The 22065-nt window shown below is 58.8% G+C and carries 16 protein-coding genes; 9 read left to right on the top strand and 7 right to left on the bottom strand.

The window, feature by feature from the left end:
* Position 1 precedes the first annotated feature (1 nt).
* A complete protein-coding gene (locus ACZ5CE_RS08085) occupies positions 2 to 487 on the top strand; it encodes a VOC family protein (RefSeq protein ID WP_464574374.1) in 486 nt (161 codons plus the stop codon).
* A gap of 139 nt (positions 488 to 626) precedes the next feature.
* Here the strand turns inward: ACZ5CE_RS08085 and ACZ5CE_RS08080 are convergent, their stop codons facing one another.
* From ACZ5CE_RS08080 to ACZ5CE_RS08055, 6 genes are all read right to left on the bottom strand, one after another.
* Entirely contained in the window at positions 627 to 1874 is a 1248-nt protein-coding gene (locus ACZ5CE_RS08080) for an NYN domain-containing protein (protein WP_464574373.1), read from the bottom strand.
* Between the two features lie 238 nt (positions 1875 to 2112).
* The gene (locus ACZ5CE_RS08075; protein ID WP_464574372.1) at positions 2113 to 2709 is read right to left on the bottom strand and encodes a CDP-alcohol phosphatidyltransferase family protein; all 597 of its coding nucleotides are present in this window, start codon (positions 2707 to 2709) and stop codon (positions 2113 to 2115) included.
* A 1022-nt stretch (positions 2710 to 3731) separates the two neighbouring features.
* A complete protein-coding gene (locus ACZ5CE_RS08070) occupies positions 3732 to 4211 on the bottom strand; it encodes a YjjA family protein (RefSeq protein ID WP_464574371.1) in 480 nt (159 codons plus the stop codon).
* 503 nt (positions 4212 to 4714) lie between these two features.
* Positions 4715 to 7648: a cation-translocating P-type ATPase gene (locus ACZ5CE_RS08065; protein WP_464574370.1), complete on the bottom strand. Its 2934-nt coding sequence runs from the start codon at positions 7646 to 7648 to the stop codon at positions 4715 to 4717.
* Between the two features lie 229 nt (positions 7649 to 7877).
* Positions 7878 to 8312, bottom strand: a complete 435-nt coding sequence (locus ACZ5CE_RS08060) for a chaperone modulator CbpM (RefSeq protein ID WP_464574369.1) — start codon at positions 8310 to 8312, stop codon at positions 7878 to 7880.
* Positions 8309 to 9292 (bottom strand): DnaJ C-terminal domain-containing protein, encoded by a 984-nt coding sequence (locus ACZ5CE_RS08055; protein WP_464574368.1) that lies wholly within the window; start codon positions 9290 to 9292, stop codon positions 8309 to 8311. Before ACZ5CE_RS08055 ends, ACZ5CE_RS08060 begins: the two co-directional genes overlap by 4 nt.
* 256 nt (positions 9293 to 9548) lie before the next feature.
* Here ACZ5CE_RS08055 and ACZ5CE_RS08050 point away from each other — a divergent pair, with 256 nt between their 5' ends.
* The 7 genes from ACZ5CE_RS08050 (at position 9549) to ACZ5CE_RS08020 (ending at position 16146) form a co-directional block, all read left to right on the top strand.
* Complete coding sequence (locus ACZ5CE_RS08050; RefSeq protein ID WP_464574367.1) at positions 9549 to 10067, top strand: methylated-DNA--[protein]-cysteine S-methyltransferase; 519 nt, start codon at positions 9549 to 9551, stop codon at positions 10065 to 10067.
* 175 nt (positions 10068 to 10242) lie between these two features.
* The gene (locus tag ACZ5CE_RS08045; protein ID WP_464574366.1) at positions 10243 to 11172 is read left to right on the top strand and encodes a DNA-3-methyladenine glycosylase family protein; all 930 of its coding nucleotides are present in this window, start codon (positions 10243 to 10245) and stop codon (positions 11170 to 11172) included.
* Between the two features lie 256 nt (positions 11173 to 11428).
* Complete coding sequence (locus ACZ5CE_RS08040; RefSeq protein WP_464574365.1) at positions 11429 to 11800, top strand: hypothetical protein; 372 nt, start codon at positions 11429 to 11431, stop codon at positions 11798 to 11800.
* The gene (locus tag ACZ5CE_RS08035) at positions 11797 to 12279 is read left to right on the top strand and encodes a PEP-CTERM sorting domain-containing protein (RefSeq protein WP_464574364.1); all 483 of its coding nucleotides are present in this window, start codon (positions 11797 to 11799) and stop codon (positions 12277 to 12279) included. The genes ACZ5CE_RS08040 and ACZ5CE_RS08035 overlap by 4 nt, the downstream gene beginning before the upstream one ends.
* A gap of 338 nt (positions 12280 to 12617) precedes the next feature.
* The gene (locus tag ACZ5CE_RS08030) at positions 12618 to 13760 is read left to right on the top strand and encodes a PEP-CTERM sorting domain-containing protein (RefSeq protein ID WP_464574363.1); all 1143 of its coding nucleotides are present in this window, start codon (positions 12618 to 12620) and stop codon (positions 13758 to 13760) included.
* 703 nt (positions 13761 to 14463) lie between these two features.
* Positions 14464 to 14979: an SRPBCC family protein gene (locus tag ACZ5CE_RS08025; protein WP_464574362.1), complete on the top strand. Its 516-nt coding sequence runs from the start codon at positions 14464 to 14466 to the stop codon at positions 14977 to 14979.
* Positions 14980 to 15108: 129 nt separating this feature from the next.
* Positions 15109 to 16146 (top strand): methyltransferase, encoded by a 1038-nt coding sequence (locus tag ACZ5CE_RS08020; protein WP_464574361.1) that lies wholly within the window; start codon positions 15109 to 15111, stop codon positions 16144 to 16146.
* 120 nt (positions 16147 to 16266) lie between these two features.
* On the opposite strand, the gene ACZ5CE_RS08015 is transcribed toward ACZ5CE_RS08020, so the two are convergent.
* Positions 16267 to 17355, bottom strand: a complete 1089-nt coding sequence (locus ACZ5CE_RS08015) for a PEP-CTERM sorting domain-containing protein (RefSeq protein ID WP_464574360.1) — start codon at positions 17353 to 17355, stop codon at positions 16267 to 16269.
* Positions 17356 to 17893: 538 nt separating this feature from the next.
* On the opposite strand from ACZ5CE_RS08015, the gene ACZ5CE_RS08010 reads away from it, so the two are divergent.
* Complete coding sequence (locus tag ACZ5CE_RS08010; RefSeq protein WP_464574359.1) at positions 17894 to 21973, top strand: DUF748 domain-containing protein; 4080 nt, start codon at positions 17894 to 17896, stop codon at positions 21971 to 21973.
* Positions 21974 to 22065 lie beyond the last annotated feature (92 nt).

Genomic DNA, 22065 nt, shown 5'->3' with positions numbered 1-22065 from the left:
CATGTTTACCGCGCCTTACTACCATATCGGCATGGTCGTCCACGATCTCCAGGAGGCCGCCGCGTATTATTCGAAGCTGCTCGATATCACATTCGCCGAACCGACCGACAGTGTGCTCTGTATCGAAAATCCGCAGCAGGGGCAATCCGAGAGCATAAAGGTGGTGGCGGCCTACTCCCGCACCCGCGCGCCCTACCTGGAACTGATACAGGCCAATGGAAACGGCATATTTTCGGCGAGGAATGCGGGCGGAATTCTCTATTTCGGCGTATGGGAATCCGACATGGAAGGCCGGATGCAAAAGCTGAAAGAGCAGGGAATAGGCATCGAAGCGCTCATCAGTTCCGAATGTGGCAAGCCTGCGAATGCGATCATTACCGCTCCTGATGCCATGGGCGTGCGCATGGAGTTCCTGAGCACGATATTGCGGATTCCTACCGAAGTGTGGGTGCTGACCGGGAAATATCCGCTGGCCGAGCGGATGTAGGGAGCGACAGGTTTATTTCATTTCCAGACAGGTATGTCAGAGCTTGCGCAGGATGGATGGAGAAAAGTATTTCTTTTTCTGAATCAACAGGGTATGCCTTGCATGGCATGATACTGCCGACAGGTTCCGTCATCTTCGATTATTTTTGAGCCTCTTCGGGTATTTCCGGACTCTCCTGTATTTCCTGCTCCCTAGGCACATCCGGTATTTCCGCTTGTCGCAGCCTGCGGCTGCGCGCGACGGGCCTGCGGCCTTTGCCCGCTGCCTTTTCCGCCGCTTTCTCCGGTGATGAAATCGAATCAGCCGGTGGGCTGGCCGGTGCTGCTTCCTGCCGGGCGGTTGTTCCGGTTTCCGCAGGAGCGGACGGCGACAGAGGCTCGGCATTCTTTTTTTCCGGCCTGCCCGGATGCTTGCGGCGGAGTGGTTTATGCCCGTTCGCCGGTCCGGCATCAGGTGCCGGCTGGACCGAAGGCTGGGCTAAGGGGTGGGTCGTGGGCTGGATTGTTTCTTCCGCCGGCGCCGTGCCCGTTTCCGCATGCGCCGGGGGTTTGGCGGTACCTCCATTGTCGCTGCGGTAAACATAGGTGCCCGACTTCTCGTCTCGGCCCAGTTGGAGCAGCCCCCGTTCCTGCGCCTCTTCCAGCAGATTGCCGAATGCGCGGAAGCCGTAATAGGACTCATTGAAGCCGGGCCGGCGGCGCTTGATGGCCTGCTTGAGGGTGGAAGCCCAGATTTTCCCGCTGTCGCCTCTCTCGGATACCAGCGCATCAAACGTTTCCACCGCGATTTCTATGGCCTTGCGCTTGCGCGATTCCCATTCTTCCCTGCCGCCTTTTTCAACCTGGGATGGCGCCCTGGCGGCAGGCTGCATGGGCTTCGAATCATGCTGTTCTGCCTTGCTTCGCTGGCTTTCGCGCACCAGGTCGTCGTAGAAGATGAATTCGTCGCAATTCCCGATCAGCAGATCGGAAGTGGATTGCTTGACGCCGACGCCGATCACCTGCTTGGCATTTTCGCGCAGCTTGGAAACCAGCGGCGAAAAATCGGAATCGCCGCTGATAATGACAAAGGTATTGACGTGGGACTTGGTGTAGCAAAGATCGAGCGCGTCCACCACCAGGCGGATATCCGCCGAGTTTTTTCCCGACTGGCGAACATGCGGAATTTCGATCAATTCGAAACTGGCCTCGTGCATGGCAGCCTTGAAGGTCTTATACCGGTCCCAGTCGCAATAGGCCTTTTTGACCACGATGCTGCCCTTGAGCAGCAACCGCTCCAATACCGGCTCGATATCGAATTTCTCGTATTTTGCATCACGCACGCCGAGCGCCACATTCTCGAAATCGCAGAATACAGCCATGCTGATGTTTTCGTAAGTCGAAGCCATGACGCTTTATTTCTCCAATGATGGGTTGGGCGGGTGATGAAGGCAGGGCGGCTGACGGGAGAGATCGGCCAGTGATTTTTATCATGATACAGGATCATGCAGCCGAAAATGGACGGCTTGTAATATGATAAGCTGGATTTGATCTGGCTTGTCATAGGGAATGGGGAATACTATGCGCAAGATCGGCGCCTTCGAGGCCAGGAATAAACCGGGGACTTTGCTACTCAGGGCATCCCGGTTAAATCTTGGGAATGCGCAGCGTCCTGCTGATCATGAGTGTGCCGGAAAATACGAACAGCAGGGCCAGCGGATGCAATTCCCATGGGCCGATCATCCATGTTCCCCAGTACAGGTTTTCGCCGACATGGCCGGTCCATGCCGCGAGCGCCAGTACACCCGCAAGTGCAATGCTGGTCGGGATGGGCGTGCCTTCGAAGTAGGCGACCTTGCCGGTTCCCGCCGACAGGCTCTCGGCGGTGACATTGAAGCGCGCCAGGCGGCTTACCCCGCAGCAGACGAAGTAGATCAGCGCCAGCCAATCCCAGCCGCCGCGCAACCCGGCAGCGAAACCGAGAGCCGCGGGCGCCATGCCAAATGAAATCACATCCGCCAGGGAATCGAGCTCCCTTCCCAGTGCGGAATGCTGATGCCGCCAGCGCGCGATCCGCCCATCCAGCACATCGAATACGAAAGCCGCCGCCATCATGGCAGCCGACGCATGAATATGCCAGGTCAATTTGCTATCCATGTGGAGCATGGCGAACAACACGGCTGCCACGCCGCAGCCCGCGTTGCCCAGCGTGAAGAAATCCGCGAGCTGGAACCCGCGTATCATGGAAAAATGCTCGCGCGGATGAGGGAGCGGCATCGGTTTCAAATGGCCAAATGACCCTGTAGCAGCGGGGGATTCAGGTTTAAGGTAGATCGACGCGCAAATGGCGTCGGGGCCGCCCGCGATATCCTGAATATCCGGACACAATCACGCGGGGAGAGCCAGTCCCGCCAATTCATCAAGAAACTTTGCGTGCAGCCACCCGTTCGGATTCCTGTTTACAAACTCGTGTTATCCATGCGGAACCCCATGGATCAGCAGTGCTTTTCCGGATGACCGAAAGCTGCCTTCTCCGTAGCTGTGAAAGCCGGTTCAATACGATTTTTCCGGAACTACAATCACCTTTTCGCTCGTGCCTGGATCGCCCTGGGGTCCTTGAGGTCCCTGCGGACCCCGCCCCGTCGAGCTGATCGACAAGCAGCCGGCCAATACCGAAATCATCGATGCTGCCAGCAATATTTTTAGCGTTCTCATCAGTGTTCCTTTTTAGTTGATTTGATTGCCGGAATAATTCGGGCCACGATAAAAGATAACGTGAAATATGCGGCTAATCTGTTCGTTACCACACCGTTTAGCTGATGGCGTCCCCGGTCATGCTTGTACTTTAGGTTATCAAGAATGTTTCCCCCCGCACCTGCGGGAATTGCCATGTCGGGCATGGGGATGGGATAGGGTCTGCACATGTCGGATTACGTTTCACTAATCCGACCTACAACTACTATCTTCATACGAAAGCGTGGGCTATCTCACGCTTCGCTGCAGGCGATGTTATGGATGCCGTCCTGATCGATTATTACTGGCGAAAGGGGAATGAAGCTGGCTACCTATGCGGAATCTCCGCATAGGTAGCCAGCTTCAGCACCATGCCGGATTACGTTTCACTAATCCGACTACAAACTTGCTCGCCGGCGGCACAGCCAGGAAGTGCGAAGTGCGGGGATGAAATGGGATGATGAGCGCTTCCCCGGTCCGGGGACGGCGCTCACCTATCCGTTTAGCCGTTAACCGCTAGCCGCGATAGCGGGTCAAAACATCGACTTCGCCTGGTCGAGTATTTTTCCGCACAATTGTTTCGTTGCCGCGGCTTTCAGGCCGGCTGTGCTGAGATCCAGAGTCTGGCCATTGCTGCCGCTCAGGATCCCGTTCGTGCCGCTGACATAATCCGGATTGCTTTCCGCGGGCTGGCCGCTGCTGGCGGTGAGCTTGCTCATCAACTGATCCTTGACAGAGACTGCATTTCCACCGCCGAGGTAATTGTTCTGGACGCAATACTGGAGAATGCCAGCGGCATTGCCCATGCTGCCGGGCTGTATCGATCCCAGCGAACCGAGTGCTCCCAGCGACCCTGCTGCTCCCCCCAGCGCCCCCTGGCCCGGCACAGAGGGCATGCCGCCCGCGGCGCCACCCAGCGTATTGGTAATCTGCCCGAGATCCTGCGCCGCGACGGAACCGGAAAAGGCTGCCATGGCAAGGCTCAACAGGATATGACGTTTAACGACGTTCATTCGATTCCTCCGGATTGTAAGTAGTAGATGATTCCCGGCATCTCCCCTGCGATCCGCCCCGATTGCCGGGTCCCCTGTAAAAATGGACATGCCCGCATGACTATGCGGGTAGCGATGCGCCGAGGTGCCGCCATTCGACAATACGCTTACTTCGAATCATAATCCAGCGCTTCCTCGCGGTTTGGCAGTTGAATGATTCCAAATCCCGGCAGTTGGATGGATCAGCCTAAATCCGGCAGTTGGACAGGGCGGAGTATGCAGTTTCCGGGGTGCAGGGCAAGGTACTGCGACGCGGAATGGCTATTCCATTCCAAGGAGTTGCAACGTAGCCATGAGGCGCAAAAATCGCGTAATCCGCCTTGTAGCGAACTCACCCTATAGGTGAACGTCAAATACTGCGAAAAGTTTTTGTGGATCATGGCTCTAAAAACTGGAAATGTGCGATCAGCTACCGGTTTTAGGATCATGGTTCCAAACTGAAAAAGAGCGGCCAGCTACCGGATTCAGGATGTTACATCGGAGCCTGCCCGCCGGGCGCCCGGCCTGCTTATGCGCACGATCCCCTTCCTTAACTCGCTCAGCCACAGCACCGAACTGCCCGCCAGCGTGCACAGCAGCCAGTCCTCCAGGCTCAGGCTGACGGTCGAAAAGGCGTGCTGGAGAAAGGGGATATGGATCACCGCCAGTTGCAGCAGCAGGGACAGCGCTACCGCCCCCCAAAGCCATTTGTTGGAAAATAATCCGGCGAATGCGCTCTGCTCCTCGGAACGCGCATTGAAAAGATTGAACAATGAGAGCAGCACCAGGGTATTGAACGTCATCGTCTGGGCATAGCGCATGCTTCCCGAGCCTTCGATAAAACCGCCTGGCAGGCTGGCGTCCAGTACCAGCAGCGCACTTACCCCCATGACCAGGCCAATATAGGCGATGCTGAGCCACATCCGTGGCGTGATGACACCCTCTCCGGCGGGGCGAGGCGGCTTGCGCATCGCGTCTGCGTCCGGCGGGTCCATGCCGAGCGCAAGCGCGGGAGCGCCATCGGTCACCAGGTTGATCCACAGGAGTTGCGTTGCCAGCAGCGGCAGCACGACCATTTCTTCCCCGGAATTTCCTTCTGCCGCCAGTCCAATGAGATCCGCCAGCAGAACGCCAAAGAACATGGTAATCACTTCGCCCATGTTGGAAGAAAGCAGGTAGCGCAGGAATTTGCGGATGTTGGAGAAAATGGTGCGTCCTTCCTCGACCGCGGCCACGATGGTGGCGAAATTATCGTCCCCAAGTATCATGTCCGCCGCCTGGCGGGAAACATCGGTTCCCGTCAAACCCATGGCGATGCCGATATCCGCTGTTTTCAGGGCGGGTGCATCGTTCACGCCATCGCCGGTCATTGCCACCACCGCCCCTTGCCGTTGCAACGCCTTGACGATGCGCAGCTTGTGCTCGGGGTTGACCCGCGCGTAAACCGATACCTCATGGACGGCCTGGGCGAGCGCTTTATCCGGAAGTTTCTCGAGATCGCTGCCGCTGAGCGTTCGTCCGTTTCCGGCTATTCCCAGCATCCGGGCGATCATGCCCGCGGTTGCCGGGTGATCGCCCGTGATCATGATGGGCCGCATCCCTGCGGCCTTTGCGCGCGCCACTGCTTCCTTCGCTTCCGCACGCGGCGGATCCATCATGCCGATCAATCCTGCGAAGATGAGATCGTGCTCGATGCGCTCATCGGCTTCAATCCGCGATGTGGTTCTCGTTACGGCCGGGCCTTCCGCCGGCAAGAAGCGGAATGCGACACCCAGTGTACGCAGGGCTTCGCCCCCGAGCTGCTCATTCACTTTCAGGATCTCCGCGCGGCGGCTTTCCGCCAGGGGGCGGGGCGCATTCCCCACCAGTTCGCGCGTGCAAAGGTTCAGCAGCAGATCGGGCGCCCCCTTGGTAAAAACCACCAGGCGTCCATTCTCCTGCGCATCGGCATGCACTGTCGTATGCAATTTGCGTTCCGAAGAAAACGGCACTTCTCCTACGCGCCGGAAACGCGCGTTGAGTACGTTATCGTCCAGGCCCGCCTTGCGCGCGGCCACGAGCAATGCTCCCTCGGTGGGGTCTCCCTGCACGGCCCAGCGGCCATCCTGCTCTTGCAGGACGGCATTGTTGGCGCACCTGGCGGCTACCAGCGCGCGATCCAGCTCGATTCGCAATGCGCCATCGACCACGGCGGTGCCGTTCCCAGGCGGGCTTCCTTTCCCCTCCTTATCCTGATACCGGCAAATCCCGCCTTCCGGCGCATAGCCTTCGCCGCCCATGTCGATGCGCCCGCTGGCTGTGATCACGGTTCGCACCGTCATTTCGTTCTTTGTCAAGGTGCCGGTCTTGTCGGAGGCGATGACCGTGGCCGAACCCAGTGTTTCCACCGCGGGAAGATGCCGCACAATGGCATTTCTGCGGGCCATGCGCTGCACGCCGAGGGAAAGGGCCGCAGTCACGATCGCCGGCAGGCCTTCGGGGACTGCCGCGACGGCAAGCGCCACGCCCAGGATGAGCACATCCAGAATGGCGGCGAAACTACGCACCTCCTCGACCAGGACAATGGTTGCAATCATGATCGCGGCAATGGCGATAACGATGATTCCAAGCAGCTTGCCCATGTGCGCGAGTTCTTTTTGCAGGGGTGTGATCTCTGCAGGCGCCTGCTCCAGCATTCCGGCAATATGGCCCAGCTCGGTGTGCATGCCAGTGACGGTGACGACGGCGCGCGCCTGTCCGGAAGTGGCTGCCGTGCCGCTGAAGACCATGTTATGGCGATCTGCCAGTTCGGTATTTTGAGCGATGGGGAGCGTGTTCTTGGGAACCGTCAGGCTTTCCCCGGTAAGCGGGGCCTCCGCGGTCCGGAAGGCGGCAGAATGGATTATCCGCGCATCCGCGGGTATGGTATCCCCCTGCTCGATGATGATGATGTCGCCCGGTACGAGCTCCGCCGCGGGAATGCTGCGCCGTTGGCCATTTCTTATGACGCTGGCCCGTACCGCCGATATCTCGCGCAGCGCCGCCACTGCTTTTTCCGCGCGGGATTCCTGGATGTAACCCATGGCCGCATTGAGCAGGACCACGGCGAAGATGGCCATGGCTTCGTAAGGCAGGGCGGTTTCATGCTCATACAGCCACAGGCCCATCGATATGGCGGTGGCGGCAAGGAGCAGGATGACCAGCACATTCTGGAACTGGGCGAGAAATCGTTTCCACCCCGGAACCGGTTTTTCTTCGGCCAGCTCGTTCCGCCCATATTTCCCGAGCCGGGCGCGCGCTTCCTCTTCGTCCAGGCCATACTGGGGATGAGTCTCCAGAACAGCCAGCACCTCCTCGACGGATTGCCTGTAAGGCGGCACTGGCTGCGGCGCTGCCGGAGGTTCGCCCGCCTGCAGCTCTGCTTCCGGGGTAGCTTGCATGGATGGGGAGAAGGGATGGAAGATTTAGGTTTAAAGAAGCGCTGAATAAATCTCCGCTGGCGCGAGGTGTGTCAGGCGGCCGCTCAGGCCGGCACTCAGGCCGGAAACGGCAGGACGCCAGGCTTGGCAAGGGGCAATCAAGGAGCATATCGAAGGACGGCGCCTTGCCCTGCCGCAAGCGTTATTTCCGTTTGTTTCCGTTTATGCCATGGAGAAGTGCTTGCAGGGCCTACGTGGCGTCGATTGCCTTCACCCGCATGCGCAGAACCTCGACTTCATCCAGTAGCTGCAGGGCGAGCGCCACCCCGGCAAGATTGATTCCCAGATCGCTTTGCAGGTGAGCGGCGATCCGGGCCTGGCGCATATGCATGCCGGTGAAGCGCCAGGACTGCAGCTCATGTCCTTTCGCAGCATGGAGGGCATCCACCGGCTCCACTTGCGGCGTGATCAGGCCCTCTTCGACCAGTTCCTCGATATATTCGATTCGCACCGCGCACACCCGGCAGACATCCTCCACCGTGAGCAGGTGCTGGTCATCCAGAAGGGTGCCGCTCAGTTCTGGGGTATCCGCCGCTGATCCCGGCGCTTCCTGCGTCCCCTGCACCCCATGCACCCCATGCACGTAAGGCGGCGATGAACCCTGGTGTCCGTTTTTGCTTTTCATCCCGTTGCTCCCAGCCCGGCGCGGGGGTTGAACGACTTGAAATGCTCCGACATGCGGCGGTAGAAATCCTTGTCCTCTTCAATGGGTGCGGCAGGCAGCGCGATCTGCAGGACGACGAAGAAATCCCCCGGTGTTTTTCCCGGGATGCCGCGCCCCTTCAGCCGGAGCTTTTTGCCGGCAGCCGAATGAGGCGGTATCTTGAGATCGACGATGCCGCCAGGCGTAGGCGTTTTCACGGTAGCTCCCAGTTCAGCCTCCCAGGGGCTGACCGGCAGATCGAGATACACATCCGCGCCATCGACACGATAATACGGATGGGGACGGAATTCAATCTCCAGGTAAAGGTCGCCGGCGGGCGCCTGTCCATGTCCCGGCGCGCCCTGGCCGGCCAGCCGGATCTGCTGGCGCGCGCGTATGCCCTTCGGAATCTTTACGTTGAGCGTGTGCTCGCGGGTGGAGACATGGCCGCTGGCATCCACCTGGGGAATCTGCAATGTGATCGCGCGGGTTGCGCCCTCATAGGCATCTTCCAGCCCGATCAGGATCTTGGCATACCGGTCCTCGCCCTGGCGATGAAACCCCTCCGGGCTGCCACCTCTGCCACCGGATGCGCCTTCCGCGCCGAATCCAGCCCGGAAATTCCCCCCGAACAGCGATTCGAAGAAGTCGCTGTATTTCGCCGCGTCCGCCTGGGAGAATTCGTGCCCGGAAAACTCGAATCCCGCGTTCCAGTCCGGAGGAGGGCGGAATTCCTGGTTCGCTTTCCAGTTGGCGCCTAACCGGTTATAAGCGGCGCGTTTTTCCGGGTCCTGGAGCACTTCATAGGCTTCGCCGACTTCCTTGAAGCGCGCTTCCGCGTCCGCTTCCTTGCTTACGTCCGGATGATACTTGCGGGCGAGCTTGCGATAGGCGCGCTTGATGTCCTCCTGGGGCGCATCGCGCGCCACCCCCATGATTTTGTAATAATCCTTGTATTCCATCCAGGCTCCCGATGAGCGGCCGGTACATTTGCGGCATCGACTCTTCTTTATGGGGTCGCGCCGGTATTATTCAAGTAGCGTTTCATAAGGCTGGCAGCCGAGATGAGCGAGATAGGGCATTTTGCAGGACTTTTTCCTGGATCGTACTGTCTCACCGCTTCCATACGGATTAAAGCAATGCCTGCATTATTCATTCCGGCATGAGTACGGAAGAACCGTGGTAGATTTGGATCCTTCCGCAAACAGGAATCCCAAGATGTCTTACGCCTGCAAGGTCATCGACTCGCCCGTCGGCAAGCTGACGCTGGTTGCAAATGGTTCAAAACTTTCCGCCGTCCTGTGGGAAAACGACAGGCCGGAACGGGTGCGGCTGGGCCCGATGCGCGAAGAGCCGGACAATCCGGTATTGGCAGAGGCGGAACGCCAACTGGACGAATATTTCGCCGGGAAAAGAAATGGCTTCGACCTCGAACTCGAATTTCACGGGACCGAATTCCAGAGGAAGGTATGGGAGGCGCTGCTGACCATTCCCTTTGGAGAAACCCGCAGCTACCGGGAAATCGCCATGCAGATCGGCAACCCGAAGGCAGTGCGGGCGGTGGGTGCCGCAACCGGGAAAAACCCGATCTCGATCATCGCTCCCTGCCATCGCGTGCTTGGTGCATCCGGCGACCTCACCGGATTCGCGGGAGGGCTCGGAACAAAAAGGCGGCTGCTTGCCCAGGAAGCGCTGAACAAATCCTCGCTGAGCGCGTTGCCGGTAAAATCGGGATGATCATAAGGCGCGCGACGCAGGTCATTCCGCAAAGCCGCCGCCGCGCCAGCGGAGATTTGTTCAGCGCTTCCATATGGAAGGTGGCGAGGCGCAGCATGCCGGTATTTGACCGGAGATTATGCCACCTGTGAATGGAAGCCAGCAGGAATGCCACTGATTATGCAATGACTATGCAATGACCTCGGCCAGCGGTCCGGATACGTCAACGGTGCAGCTTCCCTATCGTCCGCCCTATGACTGGGCAGGCGTGCTGGCTTTTTTAAAGGCGCGGGAATTGAAAGGGGTCGAATGGGTTACGGAGAGCTTTTATTCCCGGACTATTCATCTCAAGGGATGCAAGGAAGAGGGGGGAGGGGAACATAAGGGCTGGATCAGGGTAACGCAGGACAAGAGCAAGGATGCCCTCGTGCTGCAGTTCAACCGTGGCCTGGCGCCTGTTCTCCCGACGCTCCTCACGCGGGTGAGCAATCTGTTCGACCTCGATGCGCATCCCGATATCATTGCCGCGCAATTATGCAAGGACAAGCTCCTGGCTCCGCTGGTCGAGGGTAATCCCGGCATGCGCGTGCCGGGGGCTTTCAACGGATTTGAAATGGGATTGCGGGCCATCATCGGCCAGCAGGTAACCGTGAAGGCCGCAACCACGATTGCGGGCCGCGTTGGTGCGGCATTCGGAGAACCCTTCGTCACGCCATACCCGGAATTGAACCGCCTGGCGCCGGTTTCCGCGTGCCTTGCCGGGTCCACCATCGATGACCTTGCCAGGCACGGCATTGTAAGCGCGCGCTGCAATGCCATCATTGCCCTCGCGCAGGCGGAAGCTTCGGGTACCTTGCCGCTCGACAGCAGCATCCCTCACGATCCAGCCGAGGCAATCGCGCGGCTGACCGAATTGCCCGGAATTGGGCATTGGACAGCGCACTATATCGCCATGCGGGCCTTGCGCTGGCTCGATGCCTTTCCCAAGGGCGATATCGCCATTCTCAACAACCTCGGCGGCGTCACCGCCAGACAGGCGGAAGAGATGTCGCAGGCGTGGCGGCCCTGGCGCAGTTACGCGGTGCTGCATATCTGGAACATGAAAAGAAAGGCGCCAGCGCCGTAGACCCGGAAAAGCGATATGAGGGGTATAGGTCCGGCTTTCCTGAGTTCTTCACCGATATGGCAATTTTTGCTTTACCTCATTCTCAATAGCCTGTTCGGACTATTGCACAGCCCTGGCATGAAGCCTAAGTTGTCTGAGTAGGGTGCTTGCTCCACCATATAAAAGCTCAGATTGCGGTCGATCTGGGTGCTGTTTCTTCAACCGTCCGCGCACCCCTTTCGTTTTTGAAAACTTCAAGAACCGCAAGAGGTGCAACGTGAAAATAATCCCTGGATTCAATCTCCGCAGCTTTTTCTTTGCAGTCGCGCTCCTCGCCGGCACGGCATGTGCTACTCGCGCATCAGCACAACAACAAGCATTTCTCGTCGACCTCAACAGCGAGACAGCAACCAGTCTGGGCATGCTGGACGGGAATTACGGCACTGCTTCTGGCATCAACGACTCCGGGCAGGTGGTTGGTTCAGTCGAGAATCGCGCCTTCATCACAGGTCCCAATGGTGTGGGCATGAGAGACCTCGGCACGCTAGGCGGGGATTATACCTCCGCTTCTGCCATCAACGATGCCGGGCAGGTGGTGGGAGAGTCTGGGGGCACGCCTTCATCACAGGCCCCAATGGTGTGGGCATGAGAGACCTTGGCACACTAAGCGGGGTAGGCGGGGATTATACCTCCGCTTCTGGCATCAATGATGCGGGGCAGGTGGTGGGAAGGTCTGGGGACCACGCCTTCATCACCGGCCCGGAAGGGGTAGGCATGAGAGACCTGGGTACGCCGAGTGGAGATTACAGCGAGGCTTATGCCATCAACGATGCCGGGCAGGTGGTGGGACAAACGACTGCGGGAGGCGGTTATGGCCACATCTTCATCACAGGCCCGGATGGGGTAGAAATGACCGATCTCAATTTGCTGATCGCTTCCTCGAAGAGGGCTCTGGTCGGGGAACTCGGCCCCATGGGTATCAATAACTCAGGCCAGGCCATTGTCAACGGCTACATTACCGTTGTTCCGGAACCGGAGAGCTACGCGCTGCTGCTTGCGGGGCTGGCTCTGCTCGCAGCGTTCGTTCACTGGAAAAAAGGGGCTGGCCTGCTTCCGGTTCCATCCTGAGTGGCGAGCGGCAAACTGCCTTTGATCACACTTTGATCTTGGGCGGCAGAAGATCAGTTTTCGCAGGATGGGTGGAGCAAGGCGTAACCCGTCATTTTCCTGGCGCCGGGTGAATATTTTTTGATGGGTTGTGTTTCACTCCACCCATTCTACAGCTGCTACAGCTGCTACTGATGGTTTCAAAATGAAACCCGATCAGGACGCGTCGTTCAGGCGATGCATATCCGGACTTTCAGTCCGCAATTCCAATCCACCAGCTTTAGCTGGTGGTTGTTAAGTTTTTCGATAGTCCTGCATTCCATCGTTCTTGAAATTTCAAAAACCTCAGGAGGTGCAATATGAAAGCAACGTCTGGATTCAACCTTCGCAGCTTCCTGCTCGCAATCGCGTTCCTTTCCGGGTTGGGATGCATTTCCCCCGCATCGGCCGAGCGTGCCTATCTCATCGATCTCAACAGCAAGACAGCGACCGACCTCGGCACGCTGGGGGGTGATTCCAGTTCCGCCTGGGGCATAAACGATGCGGGACAGGTGGTGGGCGAATCCTTTACGGCTGCAGCCCCTGGCTCTTCCGGCATTCTCAGTCCCCACGCCTTCATCACCGGCCCTGGCGGAACGGGCATGAGGGACCTGGGCACGCTGGGCGGCGATTCCAGCCGGGCTTTTGGCATCAATGATGCGGGAAGGGTGGTGGGGTCGTCCGACACCCAGGACGGCGTCCCCCATGCCTTCATCACGGGTCCGAACGGCGCTGGCATGAGCGATCTGGGGACGCTGGGCGGGGATAGCAGCGCTGCTTCAGCGATCAACGACGCAGGGCAGGTGGCGGGATCGTCCGATGCGGGACTCGGGTCTTCGCATGCTTTCATCACCAATCCCGGCGGAACGGGCATGAAAGACCTCGGTACCCTGGGTGGAGATGCCAGCTTTGCCAATGGCGTCAATAATACGGGGCAGGTGGTAGGGTTTTCTTATACGGCTGATGGCGCCGGCGCCTTCATCACCGGTCCGGATGGCGCCGGCATGAGAGCCCTGGGCGGCGGTTCCGCCAATGCTTCGGGCATCAATGATGCGGGACAGGTCACGGGCTATTTTTCAACCACTGGAGGCAGCCACCATGCCTTCATCACCGGCCCGGACGGAACGGACCTGAGAGACCTGGGCACGCTGGGCGGAAATACCAGCAACGCCAGCGGCATCAACGAGGCCGGCCAGGTCGTGGGAACGTCTTCCACAGCCGAGGGCGCCGCCCACGCCTTCATTACCGGCCCCGACGGCGGGAGCATGACCGACCTCAATTCGCTGGTCCATCTGCCTGCTGGATGGGTTCTGACAGAGGCCAGAGGCATCAATGACGCGGGCCAGGTGATTGCCGCGGTGATTCCCGAGCCGGAGAGCTACGCGCTGCTGCTTGCCGGCCTGGCACTCGTCGGCGCGATTACGTGGAGAAAGAAGCATACCGGTTCACTTCCGGTTTCCTGACACCTTGATGGGTTGCGCTTTGCTCCGCTCATCTTACAGCGTGCTTGCCAAAGACCGGATTTAAGGAAGCGCTGAACAAATCCTCGCTGAGCGCGTTGCTGGTAAAATCGGGATGATTATAAGGCGCGCGACGAAGGTCGTAGCTGGGACTACGATGCCAAGGAGCGCAACGCAGTGGCTCCCCAGAGCGTGGCCCGAGGGGCCCTGCGAAGCGGGGATCGGGCAGCGGAGGGGATGCTTCGACCGCACCCCAGTATTGTTGGGGCGCAGGCATCCCGCTACGGGGTCGCATCTTCCTTTCGGAAGACACTGCTCTGCCCTGCGCGGTCGCACCATTCGTGTCGTCGCCTTTCGCGCATCCCATCCCGCAAAGCCACCGCCGCGCCAGCGGAGATTTATTCAGCGCTTCCTTAGGTTCAACCGTATCCGGTCTTTTCGTTTCGATGAAAATGGCGATAGCTGGCCGGATGATTTCGATGCGAGATGCCTTACCAGCCTTGCTGATCCGAATCAGTTCCCCGATTTGCGTGTCGGTTATATCTACCAATCTACCTGTACACGCATGCTGTCCTCCTATCTATCCCCACTGGCACACTTCGCCGCTTGAAATACCAAAAAAGCGCGCCCGTTCATGTAATCGGCATTGCATCCGCAATCATTATTGATCATTATGTTGCTTTAAGTTGAGCAGGAGTGATACGGGATGTTCAATTTAGGCTCCATGTTCAATCTGGGCCCTGCCGATCCAGTGGTCGGCAGGAAGAGCATTCTGGTCAAATCGTCCGCTGCGGAGCTTTACAGGTTTATTGGCGACGATCTATTTCACAATTATCCCCGGTGGTCGCCGGAAGTACAGGAGCTCGAGTGCCTCACCGCCGGGCCTGTAAGACTGGGAACGATGGTAAGGCAGGTACGCGTGGATCATGGCCAACGCTCTGAATCGACATTCCGGATTACGATTTATGAACCTTGCAGGCGGCTGGCCTTTGCGGGGGTGGTCGAGCCTTATCGCTGTCTTTACGAATTACAACCCGGCAGCACGGGAGATATGACCGAATTGAGTTTTACCTTTGAACTGCTCGAACTCAAGGTGTTCATGCGGCCTTTCGAGCAGATGGTGCGCAGCGCTGTTCAGGATGGCGCGAGCCGCACCGTAGGAAATATAAAACGCCTGGTTGAAAGTGAAAGCGGCAAATCCGCTGCCGCTGCCCGGCTCTGACCGAAGCATGCTGATAATTTCTAGAAATCTCTAGAGAACATGTTGCCATCAAGGCAGGAAATTTTTCATGCGCACATTGTCGCCTGCGGGTGCTGATTTCAGCATCCGGACCGCAACGAGGATTTATTCATGACAAAAGAAGTTTCTGAAGAAGCCCAGCAATCGCAGATACCCGATGACCGGAAACTATGGGATGTCATTCTGGGGGTCTATGGCTATCCGGCGGTGCTTCTCGCGCATAAGCTAGGGGTTTTTTCCCTGCTGGAACACGGCGGGCTTTCACTGCCGGTGATCTGCGAGAAGCTGGACGTCAAGCCGCGCCCCGCCGAGGCGATGCTTACCGCGGCGGCAGCGCTGGGCTTCCTGTCGATAAAAGAGGGAAATTATTCGCTGACGCCAGTCGCCGAATGCTATCTGCTCAAGAAAAACCCGAGTTATTTTGGCTATATGTGGGACCTGATGATTGAAAATGATCAGGTGCATTCATTCAGAAGCCTGGAGAAGGCGGTGCGCACGGATACTCCCCAGGTTTATGGCGGGACGGAAATTTACCATCCCGAAGAGGTGCAGGCTGAACTCGTACGGAGATTTACGCGCAGCATGTACAGCATGAGCATCACATCGGCCTTCCACTGGCCAGAGGTGCTGGATCTATCGGCTCACCGCATCATGCTCGACATCGGGGGAAGCTCAGGCGCGCATTCCATAGGCGCTGTGTCGAGATGGCCGGATCTGCGGGCCATAATCTTCGATTTTCCCATGGTATGCCAGATCGCCCAGGATTTCATTGCTCAGCATGGCATGCAGGACCGCATCGCAACGTGCGCAGGAGATATGTGGAGCGATCCGCTGCCTGCCGCCGACCTCCACTTTTATTCCACCGTTTATAACGACTGGGCTTTCGATAAATGCAGTTTCCTGACGGCCAAGAGCTTCAACAGCCTCCCTTCCGGGGGGCGCATCATTATCCATGGAATGCTCTATAACGAGGACAAAACCGGCCCGTTTGCCGCAGCGGCATTCAGCATGCTGATGATGGGATGGACGGAGGGCAAATCATATTCGTCCGCGGAACTCTCGGCCATGCTGGCGGACGCCGGATTTCATGATATCCAGGTCAAACCGGCTTTTGGTTATAACAGCATAATCACCGGCCTCAAGCCTTGAACGTAATTTTTACGGTAGTTGCTTCCTTTGCCGAGCGTCCATAGCGGGAGCGATATCCCGGCAATCCGGGAAAATTTTGGAGCCGGACATGGGTTGAAACGGATGGAAGCGGCTGAGCAGCTAAGCGGCCTTGCGAAGACGCGCGGTAAAGCCTATCAGGGCCAGACCGGCCAGCAGCAGGGCGTAGGTTTCGGGTTCGGGGACGCCAGCGACGGTGACGATGACCTGCCCATGATTATTGATCCCATTTGCTGTCTCTATAAAGGTTCCGCCCGCCGGGTTCACCACCAACGAGTTGAGGTCGGTCATTCCCACGCCATTGGGACCGGTGATGAAGGCGTGGTAAGAACTGTAATCGTCTTTGACCGTGAAAGAATATCCGACCACCTGTCCGGCATCGTTGATGCCATAGGCGAAACTGTCGATTCCACCCAACGTACCGAGATCGGTCATTCCCACGCCATTGGGGCCCGTGATGAAGGCGTGCTGAGAACCATCGGCCGTGCGAGAAACTCCGGCCACCTGTCCGGCATCGTTGATGCTATAGGCGAAACTGTCGATTCCACCCAGTGTACCGAGATCGGTCATTCCCACGCCATTGGGACCCGTGATGAAGGCGTGCTGAGAACCATCGGCTGTGCGAGAAACTCCGGCCACCTGTCCGGCATCGTTGATGTCCGAGGCGTAGCTATTAGCCCCACCCAGCGTGCCGAGGTCGGTCATCCCCACGCCATTGGGGCCCGTGATGAAGGCGTGCGTAGAACCATCGGCCGTGGCAGAAACTCCGGCCACCTGTCCGGTATTATTGATGCCAGAGGCATTGCCGTAGCTTCCACCCAGCGTGCCGAGGTCGGTCATCCCCACGCCATTGGCACCTGTGATGAAGATATACTCGGAACTTTCTGTGAAAGAATATCCGACCACCTGCCCCGCATCGTTGATGCCAGTGGGGTAACCGTCAAACCTACTCAGCGTACCCACGCCATTGGGGCCCGTGACGAAACCATGGCCGACGATATCTCCTGTCACTTGTCCGGTATCGTTGATGCCACTGGCGGTAGCGGTGTTCACGTCGAGATAAGTCAGTTTGCCGTCAGGATTCAAGATGGCGTCTCTGGCGAAAGCCGGAGCCGCGAAACCCAGGGTTGCGATCAGGGCTATTGCCGCGGCCAGAAAGTTGCGGGCTTTAGAGCAGGAGATTGTTTGCATGGCGAAAATTCTCCAGTCAACGGGGATGGGATTTTTACAGTCTCCACCAATCGATCAATAGTGCAATAGGACAAGCGGGCTATTCCTCGGGTATTTGCCTTGAGATCTTCGTCGGCGCATTTCTCCGGGGCTGCGCCGGCATGAGTCAAACGCGCGGTTCCATTCCTCCATCTTGCGCTCCCTCTCATCGCATTCTCCGCCAGCCGCTTCGTGGCTGCCATGGCAACGGTAACAACGGTAGGATGGGTGGAGTGAAACGCAACCCATCAAAAACATCTGTCCAGTATCAGGAAAATGTTGGGTTACGCTTTGCTCCACCCATCCTACCTACTATTAACTAACTTGTGCGGTAGCGCACCGGCTGTTTCCGGAATCAGGGGTAGCATGCCCCCTTTGTTAGTGCCCCGCTGATTGGCGCATGAGACCGGCTGGACCGCGACAGGGGAACGGGGCAAGTCCGGGGGTGGTCCAAGGTCCAACGCACTCATGTAACATAATCTGCGGTGATAATTCTGCGTCGCGGTAAGCAATCGGCAACATGAAAAAAATCATCGCCAGTCCTTATTTCAGAAAAGTGGCATGGATCGGCGCGGCATTGCTGCTGGCCTATACGCTGGCAGGCTTCGTGATCGCCCCTTCCTGGCTGGCGCGCGCCGTCCCGGACTATGCGCAGCGATATCTGGGGAGGCGGGCGAGCGTGGGCGATATCCGCATCAATCCCTACCTGTTCTCGCTGGAGGTGTCCGGGCTTCAGCTCGATGATGCTCCCGGCCAGCCACTGCTCAAGCTTGGCCGTTTGCATGTCGATTTCGAGTTGTCGAGCATTTTCGGGCGGGCCTGGACATTCGCGGATGTGGCGCTGGAAGGACTGGAACTATCCCTGGTGATCGACCGCGAGCGCCGGCTGAACATCATGGAGGTCATCGAGCGCTTCAAGAAACAGCAGGAACAAGAGATCCGGGAGCCGCCTTCGCCACCTCCCGGCGTGGTCCTGGAACGCGTGTCGCTGAGCGATAGCAGCGTGTACTTCAGCGATTTTTCCGAGGAAGCGCCGGGGGATGAAAAATCTGCGGCCGCGACGATCACGCTTTCTCCCATCAACCTGACGCTAGCCGGGGTGAGCACGATCCCCGACCAAAAGGGACGCTACCTGCTGGAAGCGCAGATTCCCGGCGGGGGCACGCTGGCATGGAAGGGCGACGCCACGCTCATTCCGCTCACCTCGAACGGGGAAGCAAGCCTGCGCGAATTGAAGCTGGCCAGCATCTGGCAGTTTTTTCGCGGGAAAGTGCAGATGACGCAGCCGCGCGGCGCCCTGTCTCTTTCGACAAATTACGGATTTTCCTACGGGGAGGGCAAGGCCGCACTTGCCCTGACGAGCATGGAGCTGGATCTGTCGGATCTTTCCGTTGCGCTGCCGGGCAAGGCTGGGAATGCGCCGCTGCTGGAATTGCACAGCATGCAGGTGAAGGATGCGCAGGTTTTGCTGGACCAGCGGGAAATCGCCATTCCGGTATTTAGACTTTCTGGAATCCGGGCGAGTGCGAACAGGCAGGGCGATGGCAAGCTGGACTGGCAGAATCTGCTGCCGCCGTCGCAAGATATCCGGAATGGGGAAGAGAAAGCGGCGCCCAGAAATGAAACCCCGCCGTGGCGCGTGCACATCGGGGATATAGTCATCGAAAAGACCGCGCTTGCCTATGCCGACCATACGCTGTCGCCGCCGCTTGCTTTCCGCGTCGGCAATCTCGACAGTCATTTCGGGCTGGATATTGCCGGGGAGACTGGAAAAACCGGAAAGACGCGGGTGGGAGCAAAAGCTTTGAAGCTCTCGGTCGAGGACGTGGTGCTGGCCCCGGTTTCCGATGATGCCGCACCGTTTGCGGCAATCGGCGGTTTGCGCCTGGATGGCGGCAATCCTGGTACAGCGGCACGAACCGTTACGCTGCCGGGCAAGGCTGGGAATGCGCCGCTGCTCGAATTGCGCAGCATGCAGGTGAACGATGCGCACGTTTCGCTGGACGAGAGGGAAATCGCTATTCCGGTGTTGAGACTCTCCGGCATCCGGGCGAGCGCGAGCAGGCAGGGCGATGGCAAGTTGGACTGGGAGAATCTGCTGCCGCCGCCGCAAGATATCGGGAACCGGGAAGAAAAAGAGGCGCCCGGGAATGAAACCGCGCCGTGGCGCGTGCATATCGGGGATATGGGTATCGAAAAGACCGCGCTTGCGTATGCCGACCATGCGCTGTCGCCGCCGCTTGCTTTCCGCGTCGGCAATCTCGACAGTCATTTCGGGCTGGATATCGCCGGGGAGGCTGGAAAAACCGGAAAGACGCGGGTGGGGGCACGGGCATTGAAACTCTCGGCGGAGAACGTGGTGCTGGCTCCTATTTTCGATGATGCCGCACCGCTTGCGGCGATCGGGGGTTTGCATCTGGATGGTGGCAATCTCGATACAGCGGCGCGGACCGTCGCGCTGGAAAGCGCCGTCATGAACGGCGGCGGCCTGGCGTTGACGCAGGGTGCGGATGGCCCGGAGGGCTTGTTGCGTTTGCTGATGAACCCTGTCAAGGCATCGCCTTCCAGATCGAAGGAAGCGAAAGCCGGATTGCAATCGCATCGCGAGGATGCCGCTCCCGCGACCCCCGCAGCCTTAGCGGAACCGCCATGGAAATACCGGGTAGGGACGCTGGAACTGAAGCAGTTCAAGATGCAGCTTGCCGAGCGCACCTATACGCCTGCCGTCGCCTACGGTATCGACGCCGTATCCATCGCACTGGAGGGAATCGACAGCACTGCCGGCACACCTGCCAGGTTCAAGGCCGAGCTCGGAGTGAACGGCAGGGGAACCATCAAGGCCAGCGGCACCGTGGGGCAGGATTTCAAGCAGGCGAAGATCGCGCTCGATGCGGCAGGCATCCCGCTCGTGCCGCTGCGCCCGGTGGTAACGCGCTATATATCGGCCGATCTTGCATCGGGTCTGATGGGGGCCTCCACGGAACTGAATTACCGCTCGGGCGCTTCCCCTGAAATGACCGTGACGGGTAGCGCGGGCATCCAGGATTTCCGCATGAACGAGACGGAAACCGGAGACCGCCTGATCTCGTGGAAAGCGCTCCTGGCACAAAAGATCAACCTGAGCATGGCTCCGAACCAGCTCCTGATCAAGGAAATCCATTTGCACGAGCCCGGCCTGAAGCTCGCGATCGATAAGCAGCGGAACGTGAACCTGAACCAGGTGCTGAAGGACCGCAGCACGGGAAAGGATGCGGTGGAATCCCGGCCGCCGCCATCTTCCGGGCCCGGGGAAAAGGATGGAAAGAATGCGCCTTTTCGCGCCCGGATCGCGCTGGTGCGGGTGGAGCAGGGCACGCTGGATTTTTCCGACATGAGCCTGGTTCTGCCATTTTCCACCCGGGTGCAGGAGCTGGAAGGCTCCATCGCCGGCATTGCATCCTCGCCCCGCAGCCGCACGGAACTCCGGTTGAATGGACAGGTGGAGGATTACGGGAAGGCGAGTGCAGCAGGGAGGCTGCTGACTTCCGATCCTAAAAAGTTTCTCGATATCGAGGCGAATTTCGGCAACATCCGCATGCAGCCGCTCTCGCCGTATTCCGCGACCTTTGCCGGCCGCAAGATAGATGCGGGCAAGCTCTGGCTCACCCTGCACTACAAGATCGTGAATGGCAGCCTGTTGGGCGAAAACCGCGTCGAGCTGGCCGATTTCAGGCTTGGCGAACAGGTGGAGGCGCCGGGCGCGCTCGACCTTCCGCTGGATCTCGCAGTCGCCTTGCTGAAAGGGCCGAACGACAGGATAAATCTGGCCGTGGAGGTGCGGGGAGACGTGGGCAGCCCCACGTTCGATTATGGCAAGGTCGTACGCGCCGCAGTGGCAAACGCGATCCGCCGCGTGGTCACCGCCCCTTTCCGCGCGCTGAAGGATCTGGGAGGCGGGGAGGACGCGGAGCAATTACGAAAAGTGGAGTTCGAACCGGGCAGCGACGATATCGAACCGTCCCAGCGCGAACTGCTGGATGAGCTTGCGCAGGCCATGAAGCAACGTCCGGGAGTCGGGGTGATCGTGCGCGGCCCGTACGATCCCGAGCGCGATGGCAAGAGCCTGCGCCGCCAACAGGTGCATCGCGACCTTGTGATCGTAACCGGCGGCGTGGTCGAGGAAAGAGGAGATCCGGGACTGATCGGGTATGGAGACGCCGAAACACAGAAAGCACTGGAACAATTGCTTCGTGAGCGTTCCGGCGGCGGCGAGGCGGTATCGAAATTCGCGGAGACCTACAAGCAGCGGACAGGCCAGGAACCTCAGCGCGTCAATCCCGTGCTGGGGTTGTTCGGTCGCGGCAGCAGGGACCGCGAGTTCTACTGGGCGATGTTCGATCGGCTGGTGGAGCTCCGGCCACTGGAAAAAAAGGAACTGGAAGAACTCGCCGCAAGCCGGGCGCGGGCCGTGTCGGACGCGCTGCGCAAAGCGGGAATCGACAGCCAGCGCATCACGGTGGGAGATATCCAGGTGGTAACAGGCAAGGCCAGGGCTGGAGAAGAGGGAAGCGATACCGTCGCGGGGGAACTCGCTCTCAGCGCAGTGCCTGCGGAAAACTGATACGCATGCATATTCATGACGAGCATGCTGGATAGCGGTACTGCAACTACACGTCCGGGAATATCAGTGGAGATTTAAGGAAGCGCTGAACA

The organism is Nitrosospira sp. TNL200, from assembly GCF_055386305.1.
Note: the sequence above shows the minus strand (reverse complement) of the source record. Positions and strands in the feature narration are given on the sequence as shown.

Excerpts from the sequence above, each read along its gene's own strand:
- ACZ5CE_RS08085 (WP_464574374.1), top strand. The coding sequence starts at position 2 with ATGTTTACCGCGCCTTACTACCATATCGGCATGGTCGTCCACGATCTC.
- ACZ5CE_RS08080 (WP_464574373.1), bottom strand. The coding sequence starts at position 1,874 with ATGGCTTCGACTTACGAAAACATCAGCATGGCTGTATTCTGCGATTTC.
- ACZ5CE_RS08075 (WP_464574372.1), bottom strand. The coding sequence starts at position 2,709 with ATGATACGCGGGTTCCAGCTCGCGGATTTCTTCACGCTGGGCAACGCG.
- ACZ5CE_RS08070 (WP_464574371.1), bottom strand. The coding sequence starts at position 4,211 with ATGAACGTCGTTAAACGTCATATCCTGTTGAGCCTTGCCATGGCAGCC.
- ACZ5CE_RS08065 (WP_464574370.1), bottom strand. The coding sequence starts at position 7,648 with ATGCAAGCTACCCCGGAAGCAGAGCTGCAGGCGGGCGAACCTCCGGCA.
- ACZ5CE_RS08060 (WP_464574369.1), bottom strand. The coding sequence starts at position 8,312 with ATGAAAAGCAAAAACGGACACCAGGGTTCATCGCCGCCTTACGTGCAT.
- ACZ5CE_RS08055 (WP_464574368.1), bottom strand. The coding sequence starts at position 9,292 with ATGGAATACAAGGATTATTACAAAATCATGGGGGTGGCGCGCGATGCG.
- ACZ5CE_RS08050 (WP_464574367.1), top strand. The coding sequence starts at position 9,549 with ATGTCTTACGCCTGCAAGGTCATCGACTCGCCCGTCGGCAAGCTGACG.
- ACZ5CE_RS08045 (WP_464574366.1), top strand. The coding sequence starts at position 10,243 with ATGACCTCGGCCAGCGGTCCGGATACGTCAACGGTGCAGCTTCCCTAT.
- ACZ5CE_RS08035 (WP_464574364.1), top strand. The coding sequence starts at position 11,797 with ATGAGAGACCTTGGCACACTAAGCGGGGTAGGCGGGGATTATACCTCC.
- ACZ5CE_RS08030 (WP_464574363.1), top strand. The coding sequence starts at position 12,618 with ATGAAAGCAACGTCTGGATTCAACCTTCGCAGCTTCCTGCTCGCAATC.
- ACZ5CE_RS08025 (WP_464574362.1), top strand. The coding sequence starts at position 14,464 with ATGTTCAATTTAGGCTCCATGTTCAATCTGGGCCCTGCCGATCCAGTG.
- ACZ5CE_RS08020 (WP_464574361.1), top strand. The coding sequence starts at position 15,109 with ATGACAAAAGAAGTTTCTGAAGAAGCCCAGCAATCGCAGATACCCGAT.
- ACZ5CE_RS08015 (WP_464574360.1), bottom strand. The coding sequence starts at position 17,355 with ATGCAAACAATCTCCTGCTCTAAAGCCCGCAACTTTCTGGCCGCGGCA.
- ACZ5CE_RS08010 (WP_464574359.1), top strand. The coding sequence starts at position 17,894 with ATGAAAAAAATCATCGCCAGTCCTTATTTCAGAAAAGTGGCATGGATC.